The sequence below is a fragment of the Streptomyces sp. NPDC090088 genome (assembly GCF_044747345.1).
GTDB lineage: Bacteria > Actinomycetota > Actinomycetes > Streptomycetales > Streptomycetaceae > Streptomyces.
Genome location: NZ_JBIVDZ010000009.1, coordinates 1 through 16,081 on the forward strand (window position 1 = coordinate 1; position 16,081 = coordinate 16,081).

General features: G+C 71.8%; 7 protein-coding genes. 4 read left to right on the forward strand and 3 right to left on the reverse strand.

Translation table 11 applies throughout. The features are described 5' to 3' along the window. The first annotated feature begins 411 nt into the window (after positions 1-411). Together ACIPSJ_RS36930 and ptsP are read left to right on the forward strand one after the other, a co-directional pair. A complete protein-coding gene (locus ACIPSJ_RS36930; RefSeq protein WP_359224634.1) occupies positions 412-861 on the forward strand; it encodes a PTS glucose transporter subunit IIA in 450 nt (149 codons plus the stop codon). Positions 862-950: 89 nt separating this feature from the next. After that, positions 951-2,621, forward strand: a complete 1,671-nt coding sequence (gene ptsP / locus ACIPSJ_RS36935; RefSeq protein ID WP_401352553.1) for a phosphoenolpyruvate--protein phosphotransferase — start codon at positions 951-953, stop codon at positions 2,619-2,621. A gap of 72 nt (positions 2,622-2,693) precedes the next feature. Here ptsP and ACIPSJ_RS36940 read toward each other — a convergent pair whose 3' ends face one another. Both ACIPSJ_RS36940 and ACIPSJ_RS36945 read right to left on the reverse strand, forming a co-directional pair. Continuing rightward, complete coding sequence (locus ACIPSJ_RS36940; protein ID WP_401352555.1) at positions 2,694-3,587, reverse strand: hypothetical protein; 894 nt, start codon at positions 3,585-3,587, stop codon at positions 2,694-2,696. Positions 3,588-3,609: 22 nt separating this feature from the next. Further along, positions 3,610-4,818, reverse strand: a complete 1,209-nt coding sequence (locus tag ACIPSJ_RS36945; RefSeq protein ID WP_401352557.1) for an MFS transporter — start codon at positions 4,816-4,818, stop codon at positions 3,610-3,612. Between the two features lie 111 nt (positions 4,819-4,929). Here ACIPSJ_RS36945 and ACIPSJ_RS36950 point away from each other — a divergent pair, with 111 nt between their 5' ends. Continuing rightward, complete coding sequence (locus ACIPSJ_RS36950; RefSeq protein ID WP_401352559.1) at positions 4,930-6,249, forward strand: aminotransferase class I/II-fold pyridoxal phosphate-dependent enzyme; 1,320 nt, start codon at positions 4,930-4,932, stop codon at positions 6,247-6,249. A gap of 18 nt (positions 6,250-6,267) precedes the next feature. Here the strand turns inward: ACIPSJ_RS36950 and ACIPSJ_RS36955 are convergent, their stop codons facing one another. After that, positions 6,268-8,244, reverse strand: coding sequence for an acetoacetate--CoA ligase (locus tag ACIPSJ_RS36955; protein ID WP_401352561.1), 1,977 nt, complete (start codon positions 8,242-8,244; stop codon positions 6,268-6,270). 502 nt (positions 8,245-8,746) lie between these two features. Here ACIPSJ_RS36955 and ACIPSJ_RS36960 point away from each other — a divergent pair. Then, on the forward strand, positions 8,747-16,060 hold the full coding sequence (locus tag ACIPSJ_RS36960) for a SpvB/TcaC N-terminal domain-containing protein (RefSeq protein WP_401352563.1): 7,314 nt from the start codon (positions 8,747-8,749) through the stop codon (positions 16,058-16,060). The last annotated feature ends 21 nt before the right edge of the window (positions 16,061-16,081 follow it).

Genomic DNA, 16,081 nt, shown 5'->3' on the forward strand with positions numbered 1-16,081 from the left:
GCGTTGACTTTTGGCACGCTGTTGAGTTCTCAAGGAACGGTCGCTTCCTTTGTACTCACCCTCTCGGGCTTTCCTCCGGGCTTCCCTTCGGTGTTCCAAACTCTATCAGTGTTTTTCCGTCTCCCTGACCACCGTTCCGCAGGCATGCGGAAGATGATCCCGAGTTAGGATCTGACGAGTTTGGGTGCTGCTGAGCAAGGACGCTTTTTATCGCGCCGCTCGGTCTCAAGCAGGAGTACGACTGTACACGGGGCCTCGAAGGCCGCGCAAATCGATTAGGGTGGTGGTCTAGACCACTACCTGGTAGCTTCCATGCGGAACCGCCACTTCATATGACATACGCTGCTGCTCAGTGCCGTCCGGGACAGCCAGTGACGGCCCGTAAGCAGCTCCACTCCCGGGAGGCTTCCCATGACCACCGTGACGTCCCCGCTCGCAGGACGTGCCATCGGACTGGCCGCCGTGCCGGATCCGGTCTTCTCCGGGGCCATGGTCGGCCCGGGCACCGCGATCGACCCCGCGCGCGAGCCTGCCGAGGTCGTGGCGCCCGTGGACGGCGTCATCGTCTCTCTGCACCCGCACGCGTTCGTCGTCGTGGACGAGAGCGGCCACGGCGTACTCACGCACCTCGGTATCGACACCGTGCAGCTCAACGGCCAGGGTTTCGAACTGCTCGTCAACAAGGGCGACACCGTCACACGCGGCCAGGGCATCGTGCGCTGGAACCCGGCCGAGGTCGAGGCCGCCGGCAAGTCCCCGGTGTGCCCCGTCGTGGCCCTGGAGGCGACCGCCGACTCCCTCTCCGAGCTTCGCGAAGACGGTGACGTGAAGGCCGGCGACAGCCTCTTCGCCTGGAGCTGACTCCTCTGTCTCTGGCTGACGACCAGCTGACGACCACGACAACCATCGCGGCGGCGGGACCCGCCGCGCACTAACCGGAGACGGGTGAGATGGAGACAACGCTGCGAGGCGTCGGCGTGAGCCACGGTGTGGCGATCGGCGAGGTTCGGCACATGGGAACGGCGGTGCTGGAGCCGCCTGCCAAGCAGATCGCCCCGGAAGAGGCGGAGCGGGAGCAGGGACGCGCCCGTCAGGCCGTGGACGCGGTGGCCGCCGACCTGATGGCGCGCGGCAACCTGGCGGGCGGCGAGGCGCAGGCAGTGCTCGAGGCGCAGGCCATGATGGCCCAGGACCCCGAGCTGATGGCGGACGTGGAGCGGCGGATCGCAGTCGGCAGCACCGCCGAGCGTGCCGTGTACGACGCGTTCGCCGCGTACCGCGAGCTGCTGGCCGGAGCGGGCGAGTACCTCGCCGGCCGGGTGGCCGACCTGGACGACGTGCGGAATCGTATCGTCGCCCGGCTGCTGGGAGTTCCGATGCCCGGTGTCCCGGACAGCGACGAGCCGTACGTGTTGGTCGCGCGGGATCTTGCGCCGGCGGACACCGCGCTGCTCGACCCGACCCTGGTGCTCGGTTTCGTGACCGAGGAAGGCGGGCCGACGAGTCACAGCGCGATCCTGGCGCGGGCGCTCGGGGTGCCGGCCGTGGTGGCGCTGCCGGGTGCCGGTGAGCTGGCCGAGGGCACGATGATCGCCGTCGACGGCAGCACCGGGGACATCTTCGTGAACCCGAGTGCGGAGAAGAAGGCGGAGCTGGAGGCGGCGGCCGCCGCGCGCAAGGCCGCGCTGGCCGCTTCGACCGGCCCGGGTGTCACCGCTGACGGGCACAAGGTGCCGCTGCTGGCCAACGTGGGCGGTCCGGCGGATGTGCCGGCGGCAGTGGAGGCCGGTGCCGAGGGCGTCGGTCTGTTCCGTACCGAGTTCCTGTTCCTGGACGACAGCAAGAACGCGCCGTCCGAGGAGAAGCAGGTCGAGGCCTACCGTCGGGTGCTTGAGGCGTTCCCCGAGGGCCGGGTCGTCGTGCGCGTGCTGGACGCGGGGGCCGACAAGCCGCTGGACTTCCTGACTCCGTCGGACGAGCCGAACCCGGCGCTGGGTGTGCGGGGTCTGCGGACGCTGCTGGACCACCCGCAGGTGCTGCGCACCCAGCTGACCGCGCTGGCGAAGGCGGCCGAGGGGCTCCCTGTCCACCTTGAGGTCATGGCGCCGATGGTGGCGGACCGTGCCGATGCCAAGGCGTTCGCGGATGCCTGCCGCGAGGCGGGTCTCCGGGCCAAGTTCGGCGCGATGGTGGAGATTCCGTCGGCCGCGCTGCGGGCGCGCTCGATTCTCCAGGAGGTCGAGTTCCTGTCGCTGGGCACGAACGACCTGGCGCAGTACACGTTCGCCGCGGACCGTCAGGTGGGTGCGGTGTCCCGGCTGCAGGATCCGTGGCAGCCCGCGCTGCTCGACCTGGTCGCGCTGTCCGCGGAGGCGGCCAAGGCGGAGGGCAAGAGCTGTGGCGTGTGTGGTGAGGCCGCGGCCGATCCGCTGCTGGCCTGTGTGCTGACGGGTCTGGGCGTCACCTCTCTCTCCATGGGCGCGGCGTCGATTCCCTATGTCCGGGCGTCGCTGGCCAAGTACACGCTGGCCCAGTGCGAGCGGGCCGCTTCCGCCGCGCGGGCCACCGACAGCGCGGACGAGGCTCGTGCCGCGGCGCAGGCGGTGCTGTCCGGCGAGTAGTCGGCCGGCGGCCGTGACCGGCTGTTCTTCCAGGGGCGCTCCACCTGACGGGTGGGGCGCCCCTGGTGCGTCTCAGTGGTGGTGGCCCGGTGGCGTCTCCTGGTCGCCGAGGTCGGGGGGTGCGCTGTAGTCGACGTCGGATTCCGGGGAGATGAGGTCGCCGGATTCGACGTCGGTGCAGTAGGCGTCGAAGACCTCGCCGGCGGTGAGGGGGGTGAGGCCGTCGCCGCGCAGTCGCCAGCCGTAGACGCGGTCGGCGGTGCCGGGGGCGGTGGTGCGGATGACGAGGCCGCCGGGGGCGCGGGTGGCCAGGCCGAGGGCGAGGACGCTGGTGAATTCGAGGGCTTCGGCTTCGTCGAGGTGGGTGGTGCCTTCGGCGCCCTGGTCGGCGTGGAGGACGGTGACGAGGGTTTCAGGTGGTCCGGAGACGCTGCACACGAGGTGCCGGTCGCCTGGTGGGGCGGTGTCGAGGATGCGGGCGAGGAGGTGGGAGGCGCGGGTGAAGGCGGCGCGTCCGAGGTCCTCGCCGCAGGTGGAGCAGGGGCCGAGGCGGGCGAGGAGGGTGCTGGCGTATTCCCAGGTGGCCTGGCGTACGGCTTCGTCGACGAGGGCGGGGACCAGGTCGGTGAGCGGCCTGCCGTCGTAGGGGATGGTGGCGCCGGTGGCCGCCAGGTCGGCGGTGAAGCGGGTGCGGCTCGATGGGTGGTCCGGGTCGAGTCCGGTGTCCGTGCAGAACTCGGCGTATTCCTCGGGGTCGAACAGGGCGAGTGTGGTGTGGGTGCCGGCCGCGGCGCGGGTCCTGAGGAGGGCTTCGATCTGCCGGAGGTAGGTGGGGTGGTCGCGGAAGGCGAAGGTGCGGTAGCGCCGCATGGCGCGGAAGTCGTGTTCGTCGGTCAGCAGGCCGATGGTGCCGGCGATTTCGCGGCGCAGGACGCGTCGCATGGTGCGGTGGTCGGTGTGTCCCATGGTTCCCCCTGTGAGCGGTCGATCAATGCTCACTCACAGTAATCGGCGCCACTGACAATGCGGGGTGCGGCAGTCGGTCGCGGACCAGGCGGTGCTGAATTGCGCAGGTCAGGGCGATGGCTGCGCCGAATGTGGTCCAGCCGAGAGGGCCGGTGGCGATGGCCGCGGTGACGGCGAGTGGGCCGATGCTGCGCTGGGCGGACTGGGCGAGTCCGTGGACGCCGAGGTAGGCGCCCTGGGCGGTGTCGGGGGCCAGGGCGACGGAGAGTTCCCAGGAGACGGTGGCGTGCAGCATCTCGGCGACGGTGAAGGCGGCGGCCGCGGCGGTGAGCAGGAGGATCGCCGTGCGGGTTCCGCCGGTGGCGGAGAGGGCCATCGTGAGGCCGCCGAGGGCGAATGCGGCGGAGAGCGGGACGAGGAGCCGGCGGGCGGCTGCGCTGCTGGTGCCGAAGCGGGCCAGGGGGACTTGGAGGGCCACCACCATCACGTTGTTGAGGACGAGCAGCAGGGGTGCGAGGCCGTGGGGCACGTGGTCGCTGTGGGCGATCCAGAGCGGCAGGCCGACCTTGAAGACGGCGTCGTCGAGGAAGAGCACGGTGTCGGTGGCGACGTAGGCGAGGTAAGCGCGGTCGCGCCAGGGGTTGGCGGGCCGCGCGCTTGCCGGTTGGGTCTGGGAGCCGGCCACGATCCGCGAGGGTGACGGGGGTTCGCCGCAGCGCAGGGTGAGGAGTGCGGCGGCGACGAAGGAGAGGGCGTCGCCGGCCAGGAGGCAGCGGTAGGCGGTGGTGGTGCCGAGGGCGAGGGCTGCCGCGGCGGCGAGGCCGCCCAGGGCCCAGCCCGCGTTGGCGATGGTGCGGTTGAGTGCCTGGTAGCGGACTCGGTCGGGGCCGGCGATACGGGTGGCGTAGAGCTTGGTGAGCACGTTGGCGGCGCGGTCGCCGAGGGCGCCGACGGCGGAGATGGCGAGCAGCAGGCCGTAGTCGTGGGTGGTGAGGAGGGCGAAGGAGGCGAGGGCGCGCAGGAGTTGGAGGGTGATCAGGACGCGGGTGAGGGGGAGGCGGTCGGCGATACGGCCGCCCAGTGGGGCTCCCGCGATGCCGATGGCGCCCGATACGGCGGCGAGGGTGCCGACTTCGGCGAGGGAGAGGCCCGAGACGTAGGTGAAGTACAGGACCGAGACGGATGCCCACAGGCCGCTGCCGACGCGGTCGACCAGGGCGACGAGGAGCATTCTTCGTCCGTCGCGGCCTCCCGGTACGCGTGTGTGCCGTGCGGTCGCGCCTGGCTTCGCGTTCACTGCTCCCCCTTGCCGGAAATTATGTACTGATACATACTTACCAACGTGGCAACACAATATGCGATCAGTGGTACGACGGCCAAGGGGATTGCCGCGTCCGTGGAACGAGGCGTGGCCGAGGGTGCGTTGGGCCCGGAGGCGGCGCTGCCGCCGGTGCGGCGGCTCGCGGACGAGCTCGGGGTGAGTCCGGGGACGGTCGCCACGGCGTACAAGGAGCTGCGGCGGCGCGGGATCGTCGTCACGCGCGGGCGGGGCGGCACTGTGGTGGCGCCGGCTCCGGCGGTGGCGTCCCGGCGGCCGCCCAGGGTCCCCGAGGGGCTCCGGGATCTGGCCGGCGGGCATCCGGATCCCGCCCTGCTGCCCGGTCTGGTGCCGCCCTCACGGCTCTCCCCCGGCGCCCGGTCGCACCGTTCGGCGCCCCGGCTCGCGCGGCTGGAGGAAGCCGTGCGGGACTGGCTGCGGCCGGACGGTGTGCCGGTGGAGCAGGTGACGTTCGCGCACGGGGCGCTGGATCTCGTCGGCCGGCTGTTGTCCGTGGAGCTGCGGCCCGGGGACGCGGTGGCCATGGAGGACCCCGGCTACCACCATCTGCTCGATCTCGTCCCGGCGTTGGGGCTGCGGATCGTGCCGGTGGCCGTGGACGACGAGGGGATGCGCCCGGACGCCCTGCGCACGGCGCTCCGCGCGGGAGCGCGGGCCGTCGTGTACAGCCCTCGGGCGCAGAATCCGTACGGCGGCTGCTTCTCGGTGGCCCGGCGGGACGCGCTGGCCGAGGTGTTGCGGGAGGAGCCCGACGTCCTGGCGGTGGAGAACGATCACGCGTCCTCGGTGACCGACGCCCCGCTGAACTCACTGGCCGGGGCCGGACTGACCCGCTGGGTGCATGTGCGGACGGTGAGCAAGTTCCTCGGTACCGACCTGCGGTGGGCGGCGGCCGCGTGTGATGCGACGACGCTCGCGCGCCACGACGGTCTGCTGCTCCTGACGTCCGGGTGGGTCAGCCATCTGCTGCAGGAGACGGTGCTCGGGCTGATGACGGACGCGGGCACGCGCGCGTTGGTGGCACGCGCGCGGGAGGCGTACGCGCTGCGCCGGGAGGCACTGGCCGGGGAGTTGGCCGGGCGCGGGATCGCCTCGCACGGGGCGAGCGGGATGAACCTGTGGGTGCCCGTGCGGGACGAGTCCGCCGTGGTGAACGGGCTGCGGTCGTACGGCTGGTGGGTGGCCGCGGGGGCGCGGTTCCGGCTGTCGGCCGGGCCGGGTGTCCGGATCTCGACCGCGGGGCTGGAGCCGGCCGACGCGGTACGGCTGGCCTCGGACTTCGCCGCCGTGCTGGGCGAGTCCGAGGCCACCTACGGCGGCTGATCGCGTCCCTGGGGAGGGTCAGCCGCGTTTGCGGGCCAGGTCCTCGTAGAAGGACAGCAGGTCGAGGTTGTCGATGGAGCCGGGGTTGACGGCCTTCTCCAGGGGCGCGCCCTGGAGGAGGCGTTTGACCGGGACCTCGATGCGCTTGCCGGTGAGGGTGTGCGGGACGCCGGGGACCTCGATGACCTCGTCGGGGACGTGGCGCGGTGAGAGCTGTTCGCGGATGGCCTGCTTGATGCGGTTCAGCAGGGCCTCGTCGAGGACCGCGCCCGGGGCGAGGTGGACGAACAGGGGCATCCAGTAGCCGCCGTCGGGCTGCTCGACGCCGATGACCAGGGACTCCTTGATCTCGGGCAGGCGCTCGACGACCTCGTAGATGTCGGCCGAGCCCATTCGTACGCCCTGGCGGTTGAGCGTGGAGTCGGAGCGGCCGTGGATGATGACCGAGCCGCGTGAGGTGACGGTGATCCAGTCGCCGTGGCGCCAGACGCCGGGGTAGGTGTCGAAGTAGCTGTCGTGGTAGCGGCTGCCGTCGGGGTCGTTCCAGAAGTGGATCGGCATCGAGGGCATGGGGTTGGTGACGACCAGTTCGCCGACCTCGTCGACGACGGGCCGGCCGGCCGGGTCCCAGGCCTGTAGGTCGGTGCCGAGGCCGGGTGCCTGCAGTTCGCCGGTGTGGACCGGGAGGGTGGGGACGGCGCCCGCGAAGCAGGAGCACACGTCCGTGCCGCCGCTGACGGAGGCGATCCAGAGGTCGGCCCCGCTGTCGGCGAACTCGTCGTGCAGCCAGCGGAAGCCGTCGGGGGGCAGCGGCGAGCCGGTGGTGGCGACGCACTGCACCCGGGAGAGGTCGAAGTCGCGGGAGGGGTGCACGCCGGCCTTCCGGCACGCCATCACGTACGCGGCGGAGGTGCCGTAGAGGGTGGCTCCGGTGCGTTCGGCGACCCGCCACTGGGCGCTGATGTCGGGGTAGCCGGGGCTGCCGTCGTACAGGACGATCGTGGTGCCCGTCAGCAGGCCGGAGACGAGGAAGTTCCACATCATCCAGCCGGTCGAGGTGTACCAGAAGAAGCGGTCCTCGGGGCCCAGGTCGCAGTGCAGGCCGAGTTGTTTGAGGTGTTCGACCAGGATGCCGCCCTGGGACTGGACGATGGCCTTGGGCAGGCCGGTGGTGCCGGAGGAGTAGAGCACCCAGAGCGGGTGGTCGAAGGGGACCTGTTCGAACTCGGGCTCAATGTCGGCGGAGGTGAGGGCCGACCACTCCAGGGCGCCCTCGGGGGCCGGGGTGCCGAGCAGCGGGATGTGGACGACGGCGCGCAGGGTGGGCAGTTCGCGGCGGAGTTCGGTGACGATCTCGCGGCGGTCGTGCTCCTTGCCGCCGTAGCGGTAGCCGTCGACGGTGAACAGGACGACCGGTTCGACCTGCTGGAAGCGGTCCAGGACGCTGCGGGCGCCGAAGTCGGGGGCGCAGGAGGTCCAGACGGCGCCCACCGCGGCGGTGGCGAGGAGGGCGACCACGGCCTGCGGGACGTTGGGGAGGTAGCCGCTGACGCGGTCGCCGGGGCGGACGCCCAGCGCGCGGAGTTCGGCGGCCAGGGAGCCCACCTGGCGGCGCAGCTCCGCCCAGGTGACCGGGCGGGGTTCGTGGGTCTCGTCGACATGCAGGAGGGCCGGTTCGTCCGCGCGGGTGGCGGCGGCGCGCAGGGCGTGCTCGGCATAGTTCAGCGTGGCGCCGGGGAACCACTCGGCGCCGGGCATGGAGCGGTCGCCGAGCACGCGCGCGTAGGGCGTCGAGAACCGTACGTCGAAGAATTCCGTGACGGCTTTCCAGAAGGTGTCCAGCTGGTCGACGGACCAGCGGTGCAGGGCCGGGTACCCGCCCTCGGCGGGGGCCCCGTGGTGTTCCGCCGCCCAGGACTGGAACCTGGTGACGCGTGCCCGGGCGATCCGTTCCGGTTCGGGCTGCCAGAGCGGCTGGGGGTTCGCGGTCGACATGGGGCGGCTCCCGGGCTTCTGCGCTGGTGTGCGAGGGACGCGCACGGGCTGGGGTGTGCGCGTGACGCGGCTGACAGGGACGATGCCATGTGATCGACTTCTACACCAGGGCGCGCTCCACATAGTCCGTGTCGTGAAGATGCGGATGGCGACCACAGTGTCCTGCCGGCCGGGGAGGCCGGACGGCCGGGCGAGCCGGTCCGTCGGGCACGGGTGGAACGCCCCTTTGAGCTCATGCGCGTCTCCGTACCATCTCCGGTCGGTTTCGACGAGTCGGTTCCGATGAGCGGAACCGAGCACGACGGAACGGACCCGGACGTAGACGCTTCTCGGCGGCGGCCCGACATGTTCGCGGGCTGCGACGGATGCCGAGGCATCGGCGTGCGACGAGACAGCCATGGTGTCGGCAGCGGTGGTGGGCCGACGGGCACGGGCCCCGTGGACGCCGCACCAGCGCCGGTGACCCGCGGGACGTCTCTGGTACTTCAGGAGGGACACCGGTATGAGTTCCGGGGGCACGACGGACGCGACGGCCGCGGGTTCGGTGATCTCCTTGCCGCAAGGGGGCGGCGCCGTGAGCGGCCTGGGCGAGAAGTTCACTCCCGATCTGTTCACGGGGACCGGGAACACGTCGGTGCCGTTGGCGGTACCCGCAGGGCGCCATGGGGCGACACCCACGCTGTCTCTCTCCTACAGCACGGGCCATGGCAACGGGCCGTTCGGACTCGGCTGGCAGTTGAGCCTGCCCGGCGTGTCGCGTAAGACGTCTCGCGGGATTCCGCGGTACGTGGACGGCCGCGGCGAGGGCGGGAGCCCGGCCGACGTATTCGTCCTGTCGGGTGCCGAGGACCTGGTGCCGGTGGCGGGTGCCTACCCGGGCCGGGTGCGGTACCGCCCCCGTACCGAGGGGCTGTTCGCACGGATCGAGCACGTCAGGGACGCGACGGGCGACTACTGGGAGGTACGCGGCAAGGACGGCTCGCGCACCCGGTACGGGACGCCGCGACCGGCACCGGCACCGGCACCGGCACCGGCACCGGCGAACTGGACGGACCCGGCGGTCATCACCGACCCCGCCGACGCGAGCCGGGTGTTCGGCTGGCGGATCACCGAGACCGCCGACCCGCTCGGCAACCTGATCAGATACACCTACCTCCCGGACGCGGGCACGGAGCAGGACCGGTCGTGGACCCAGCCGCTGCTCGCCAGGGTCGCCTACGCCGACTACGGCGACCGGGCCGACCCGGCGTTCCTGGTCACCGTCGACTTCAAGTACTCCTCGCGTCCCGACCCGTTCTCCGACCACCGAGCAGGTTTCGAGGTGAGGACGTCGTTGCGCTGCGACACGATCCGGGTGACGACGCACGCCGCGGACGGAGTGGCACGGGTGGCACGGGAGTACCGGCTCGCCTACCGGCAGGCGGCGTTCAACGGGGTGTCGCTGCTCGCGAGCGTGACCGCGGTGGGAATGGACGAGTCGGGTGGCCCCGCTGCGGGCGGCGGACTCGGGGGCGTTCCCGGATCCGGTCCGCAGCCGGCGGCAGACGCCGGACCGACACCGACACCGACACCGGCACCGACACCGGCACCGGCACCGGCACCGGCAGAACCCCTGCCGCCGCTGGTGTTCGAGTACTCCGGTTTTGATCCGGGAGGGCGCAGGTTCTCCCCGGTGACGGGGCCCGGCCTCCCGGCCACCGCGTTGAACAGCCCGACGCTCGCCCTGGTGGACCTGCGCGGCACCGGCCTGCCCGACATCGTGGAGCTCGGGGCGGCGGCGCGGGTCTGGCGCAACGCGGGCGGCGGCCGGTTCGAACTGCCCCGTTCGATGGCCGAGGCGCCCCCGGTGTCGCTCGGTGAGGCCGGCGTGGAATTCCTCGACGCCGACGGTGACGGGCGGCCTGACCTGCTGGTACCGATGGCGGGGCAGTCGGGCAAGGGCACCGGTGCCACGGCGGGCTACTACCCGACGGCCTTCACGGGCGGCTGGAGCCGCCGCTCCTTCACCTCCTATCCGCAGTCCCCGGGCGTCAGCCTCGCCGCCCCGGGGGTGAAGCTGGTCGACCTCGACGGCGACGGACTCACCGACGTGCTGCGGTCGGGCACCCGTCTGCAGGCATGGTTCAACGACCGTGATCCCCGCCTGGCATGGCGGCGGACCGCGGTGAGCAACGGCAGCGGCCCCCAGGTGGACCTGGCCGACCCCCGCGTGCGGCTGGCCGACATGACCGGCGACGGCCTCCAGGACATCGTGCTGCTGCGCAACGGAAACGTGTCCTACTGGCCGAATCTCGGGCACAACCGGTGGGGCGCGCGGGTGACGATGCGCAACGCGCCACGCCTGCCCGACGCATACGACCCGCGCCGTGTGCTGCTCGGCGACGTCGACGGTGACGGCGCCGCCGACCTGCTCTACGTCGACAACGGGCGGGTGCTGCTCTGGGGAAACCGGTCGGGCAACGGCTGGACCGAGGCGCCCGTCGTCATCCGCGGCACCCCCGTGGTGGCCGACACCGACGGGCTCCAACTGTGCGACCTGTACGGCACCGGGATGGCGGGGCTGCTGTACAGCCGGGCGGCCGGCGTCTCCGGTGGGCCCCAGGCACGGTTCCTCGACTTCACCGGCGGGGTCAAGCCGCACCTTCTCACGAGGATGGACAACAGCCTCGGCGCCGTCACGCGGGTGACCTACACGTCGTCCACCCAGGAGTACCTGCGGGACGCCGCCGACCCCGCCACCCGCTGGCGCACCACACTGCCCTTCCCCGTCCACGTGGTGACGGGAGTCGAGGTCGCGGACCGGATCTCGGGGGGCACACTGGCCACCAGGTACCGCTACCGCCACGGCTACTGGGACGGCGTCGAGCGTGAGTTCCGCGGGTTCGCGCTGGTCGAGCACCTGGACACGGAGACGTTCGACGGGGCCGTGGGCGCCGGTGTGCCGGACGGCCACTACGCGCCGCCCGTGCTCACCAGGAACTGGTTCCACTCCGGCCCCGTCGCCTCCGACGAGCCCGGCGACTGGACCGAACTCGATCTCCGCCACGAGTACTGGCAGGGCGACACCCCCATGCTGTCCCGACCGGCCGAGCAGGTCGCGTTCCTGGCCGGGCTGGCGCGCGACGCCCGCAGGGCGGCCCTGCGCACCCTGCGCGGGCAGGAAGTGCGCTCCGAGGTGTACGCGCTGGACGGCAGCCCGCTGTCCGACCGGCCCTACACCGTGACGGAGACGCTGTCAGGCGTGCGCGAGGAAGAGGCGGACGGCGGGTCCGACCGGGAGCGCGTGTTCTTCCCGTTCTCGCTCGGTCGGCGTACGACCGAATGGGAGCGCGGGCCGGAACCTATGACCCGGTTCACCTTCCCCGCCGCCCACGACGCGTACGGGTACCCGCACGGGGAGCTGTCCGTCGCGGTGCCGCGCGGGCGGGATCCGCTGGCGGGCGCCGCGCCGGACTCGGCACCCGCGCCCTACCTGGCCACGTACGCGACCACGGAGTACGCCCGCCGTGACGACGCGGACCGCTACCTCGTCGACCGCATCGCCCGGACATCGAGCCACGAGGTCGTCAACGACGGCCGGCTCCCCGTGCCGGCCCTGCGGGACGCCGTACTGGCCGGGCAGTTCTCGCCCGGAATCTCGCTGCGGGTGGTCGCCCATACCCGCACGTACTATGACGGAGCGGAGTTCACCGGCCTGCCGCTGAGCACGCTGGGCGAGTACGGGCTGCCGGTGCGTTCCGAGTCCCTGGTGTTCGAGGACGCCCTCCTCGACTCGCTCTACCCGCCCGGCGACCCGTCGGCGACCGTGCCGCGGCCGCCCTATCTGGTGCCCGGTGCCCAGGCCACCTGGCCGGTCGAGTATCCCGCCGCCTTCCGCGACGCCCTGCCCGCCCGAGCCGGGTACATCCACTGCACGAGCACCGACGTGCCCGGCTCCCCCGGCGGGTACTACGTGGCCACGGAACGGCACCGCTACGACGTTCACGTGGCGGGGGCGACGCCGCGCGGTCTGCTGACGGCCTCGCTCGACCCCCTCGGTGGGCTCAGCCAGGTCGGATTCGACCAGCACGACCTGCTGCCCGTCCTCAGCACGGACGCCGCCGGGCTCGCCACCACCGCAGCACACGACTACCGCGTCCTGCGCCCGTACGCGGTGACCGACGCGAACGGCACGACCACCTCGGTGACGTTCTCTCCGGCCGGGTTCGTCTCGGCGACGTACACGCGGGGCAAGGACGGCGAGGGCGACCGGACGGCCCCCGGCACGGCCATGACCTACGATCTGCTGGCCTTCGTGGGGAGCGGCCGGCCCGCGTCGGTGCGCACGGTCAGGCGCGTGCACCACGACACGGAGACCGGTGTTCCCGCCGGGCAGCTCGACGACGTGCTCGTGTCGGTCGCGTACTCGGACGGCTTCGGCCGGTTGCTGCAGACCAGGTCGCAGGCCGAGGACACGCTCTTCGGCGACCAGGCGTTCGGCGGCGGTCTCATCCAGGCCGGCGACCTGACGCCGGCGGGCGACTCGACGGGGCGCACCAGGGCGCCGGACAGTCCGGACAACGTGATCGTGTCGGGCTGGCAGGTGTACGACAACAAGGGCCGGGTGGTGCGGAAGTACGAGCCGTTCTTCTCCACGGGCTTCGACTACGTGCCGCCGCTCGACGCCCAACTCGGGCAGCGGACGACCATGTTCTACGACGCGCGCGGGCGGGCCGAGCGAACGGTGACCCCGGACGGCGGCGAACAGCGGGTCGTCTTCGGTGTCCCGGCCGACCTGACGGATCCCGGCGCCGCCCTGCCTACACCGTGGGAGTCGTACGTCTACGACGCGAACGACAACGCGGGCCGCACCCATGGCGACGGGGCCTCGGCGTACCGAACGCACTGGGACACCCCGACGAGCTCCGAGGTGGACGCCCTCGGCCGTGTCGTACGCACCGTCGCCCGCAACGGCGGCGCGGCGGCCGACCGGTACACGACGCGATCCGAGTACGACATCCAGGGCAACCTGCTGTCCATCACCGACCCGCTCGGGCGGGTCGCCTTCAGATACCACTACGACCTGGCGAGGCACCGCTGGCGGGCGGACAGCATCGACGCGGGACGGCGCGACAGCGTCCCCGACGCCCTGGGGCACACCGTCGAGGGCCGTGACAGCAAGGGCGCGCTGATCCTCGGCACGTTCGATCTGCTGCGGCGGCCGAGCCGGATCTGGGCCCGCGACGACACGACCGGGGCAGTGACGCTGCGGCAGGTGATCGAGTACGGCGACGGCGGTGACCCGGCACAACCGGCGGCCGACCGAGCCGCCAACCGGGCGGCGAACCTCCTCGGCAGACCGGTGCGCCACCACGACGAGGCCGGACTGGTGACGACCACGGCGGCCGACTTCAAGGGCAACGTGCTGGAGTCGAGCCGGCGGGTGATCGCCGACGCTCCGATCCTCGACACCTATGCGGCGGCCGCGGCCGGCGGCTGGCAAGTGACACCGTTCCAGGTGGACTGGACACCGGCGGCCGGCCGGTCCCAGGCCCAGCGGGACGACGCGCTGCTGGAGACGTCCGGGTACGTGACCACGACCGCCTACGACGCGCTCAACCGCGTCAGCCTGCACCTTTTCCCCGCCGACGGGGAGGGCCGCCGCCGGGAGCTGCGCCCGGCGTACAACAGGGCCGGGGCGCTGGAGGCGGTCACCCTCGACGGTGTCGCCCATGTGCAGCGGCTCGCCTACGACGCCAAGGGGCAGCGGGCGCTGGTCGCCTACGGCAACGGGGTCATGACCCGGTACGCCTACGACCCGCATACGTTCCGGCTCGCCCGGATGCGCACGGAGCCGTTCACCCAGCCCGACCCGCTCGTCTACCGTCCGACCGGGGCAGCGGTGACCGACCACGGCTACGACTACGACCTGGCCGGGAACATCCTCGCCGTCCGCGACCGCGCGCCGGGCAGCGGCATCCCCGGCAACCCTGAGGCGGCGGCCGTCACCGACCCGGTACTGCGGGCGTTGATCGGCGGTGGGGACGCTCTGGACAGACGGTTCGCCTACGACCCGGTGTACCGGTTGCTGTCGGCGACGGGGCGCGAACACTCCGCACCGCCGGCCGGCGACCCGTGGCCGGCCTCACCGCGCGGCACCGACGTGACCAGAGCCCAGGCCTACACCGAGTCCTACGACTACGACGCGGCGGGCAACCTCCTCGCACTCGCCCACACGGCGGCCGGTGGGTTCAGGCGCACCTTCACCCTGGCACCGGACAGCAACCGGCTCCAGCGCATGGACGTCGGGACCACCCCGTACGCCTACACGTACGGGGCCACCGGCAACGTCCTGTCCGAGACGACGTCCCGGCACTTCTCGTGGAACCACGCCGACCGGATGACGGCGTTCGCCACCCAGACCGCCGGGGCCGAGCCATCGGTGCATGCCCAGTACCTGTACGACTCCGCGGGCCGGCGGGTGAAGAAGCTCGTCCGGCGCCAGGGCGGAGCCGTCGAGGTCACGCACTACGTCGACGAGACGTTCGAGCACCACCGCTGGACGGGGCCGCAGAACGGCCAGAACAACCACATCCACGTCATGGACGACCGCCAGCGTGTCGCGTTGGTACGCATCGGTCCTGCCCACCCGGAGGACCAGGGCCCCGCCGTCGCCTACCACCTTCCCGACCACCTCGGCAGCAGCACGGCCGTCCTCGACGCCACCGGAACCCTCACCAACCGCGAGGAGCACACCCCGTACGGCGAGACCAGCTTCGGCAGCTTTGCCCGTAAGCGTTACCGATTCACCGGGATGGAACGCGACGAGGAAAGCGGGATGGCGTGCCACGGACACCGGTACTACCTGTCCTGGGCGGCACGCTGGGCCTCTTCCGACCCCACGGGCTCGGCCGGCGGAACCAACCTCTACGAGATGTGCGGCGGCAACCCCATGAACCGCACGGATACCGCGGGAACCGAGTGGGAATTCACGTGGGACCCGCGGGAATGGGCCCCGCTGGAATTCGCCAAGGAGGAGATAGCCCCGCGTGTGGAAGGCGGTCTCAAGGTCGCGGCCGGTGCCGGGGCGTTCGTCGCGGGAGCGGCGCTGTGCGAGACCGGGGTCGGCTGCGTCGCGGGCGGGCCGCTGATGGTCATGGGTGCCGACGTGGCCGGGTCGGGTGCGGTCCAGGCGTTCAGCGGCAGCCCGGCGCCGACCGCGCTGGGCCAGGTCGCGGGACCCACCGCGCAGCGCTTGGAGGAGAACGTCGTGGCGGCCGCCGGTGTCGCGCACATGGCGGCACAGGGCTACACGATGTGGCAGACCGGCAGGCCGTTGGGAGCCTCGTACGGGCCGCCGGCTCCGGGCGTCGGGACGAGGACCACGGGAACAGGCGGCAAGCCACCGGCCGAGCCGAGCATCCTCAACTCCAAACCGAGTGAGCCGGTGAGCCCGTCGCCCCAGAGCCCGGCGCCCAACACGGCCCCGGCGCCGTCCCCCACCGCGGCCGCGGGCCCGCGCGGTAACTGGAAGGCCTCGGAGGTCATGACCGGATCGCGGTACAAGCCGACACAGAAGGCCATTTACAAGGAAACCGTCGAAGAAATGGCACAGAAGATGAAGGACGGGACCTTCAAATGGCCGACATCAGAGGCGGACATCATCCGAGTCGATTCCACCGGAAAAATCATCCAAGGACATCACAGAATCGTCGCGGCGAAGATGGCGGGAAAGCCGATCCCCAAGGACGCCATCAACGTGAGCCCCACGGAAGAGCCGTTCACCGACCCGCGGCCGTGGGCGAACGTCGCCGTGAAGCAGGGGAAGAAGCCGTGACACCGCCCGCCGTGGCGCGCG

Bases quoted from the DNA above. Each gene is read 5' to 3' on its own strand.
- ACIPSJ_RS36930 (WP_359224634.1), top strand. From the start codon at position 412: ATGACCACCGTGACGTCCCCGCTCGCAGGACGTGCCATCGGACTGGCC.
- ptsP (WP_401352553.1), top strand. From the start codon at position 951: ATGGAGACAACGCTGCGAGGCGTCGGCGTGAGCCACGGTGTGGCGATC.
- ACIPSJ_RS36940 (WP_401352555.1), bottom strand. From the start codon at position 3,587: ATGGGACACACCGACCACCGCACCATGCGACGCGTCCTGCGCCGCGAA.
- ACIPSJ_RS36945 (WP_401352557.1), bottom strand. From the start codon at position 4,818: ATGCTCCTCGTCGCCCTGGTCGACCGCGTCGGCAGCGGCCTGTGGGCA.
- ACIPSJ_RS36955 (WP_401352561.1), bottom strand. From the start codon at position 8,244: ATGTCGACCGCGAACCCCCAGCCGCTCTGGCAGCCCGAACCGGAACGG.
- ACIPSJ_RS36960 (WP_401352563.1), top strand. From the start codon at position 8,747: ATGAGTTCCGGGGGCACGACGGACGCGACGGCCGCGGGTTCGGTGATC.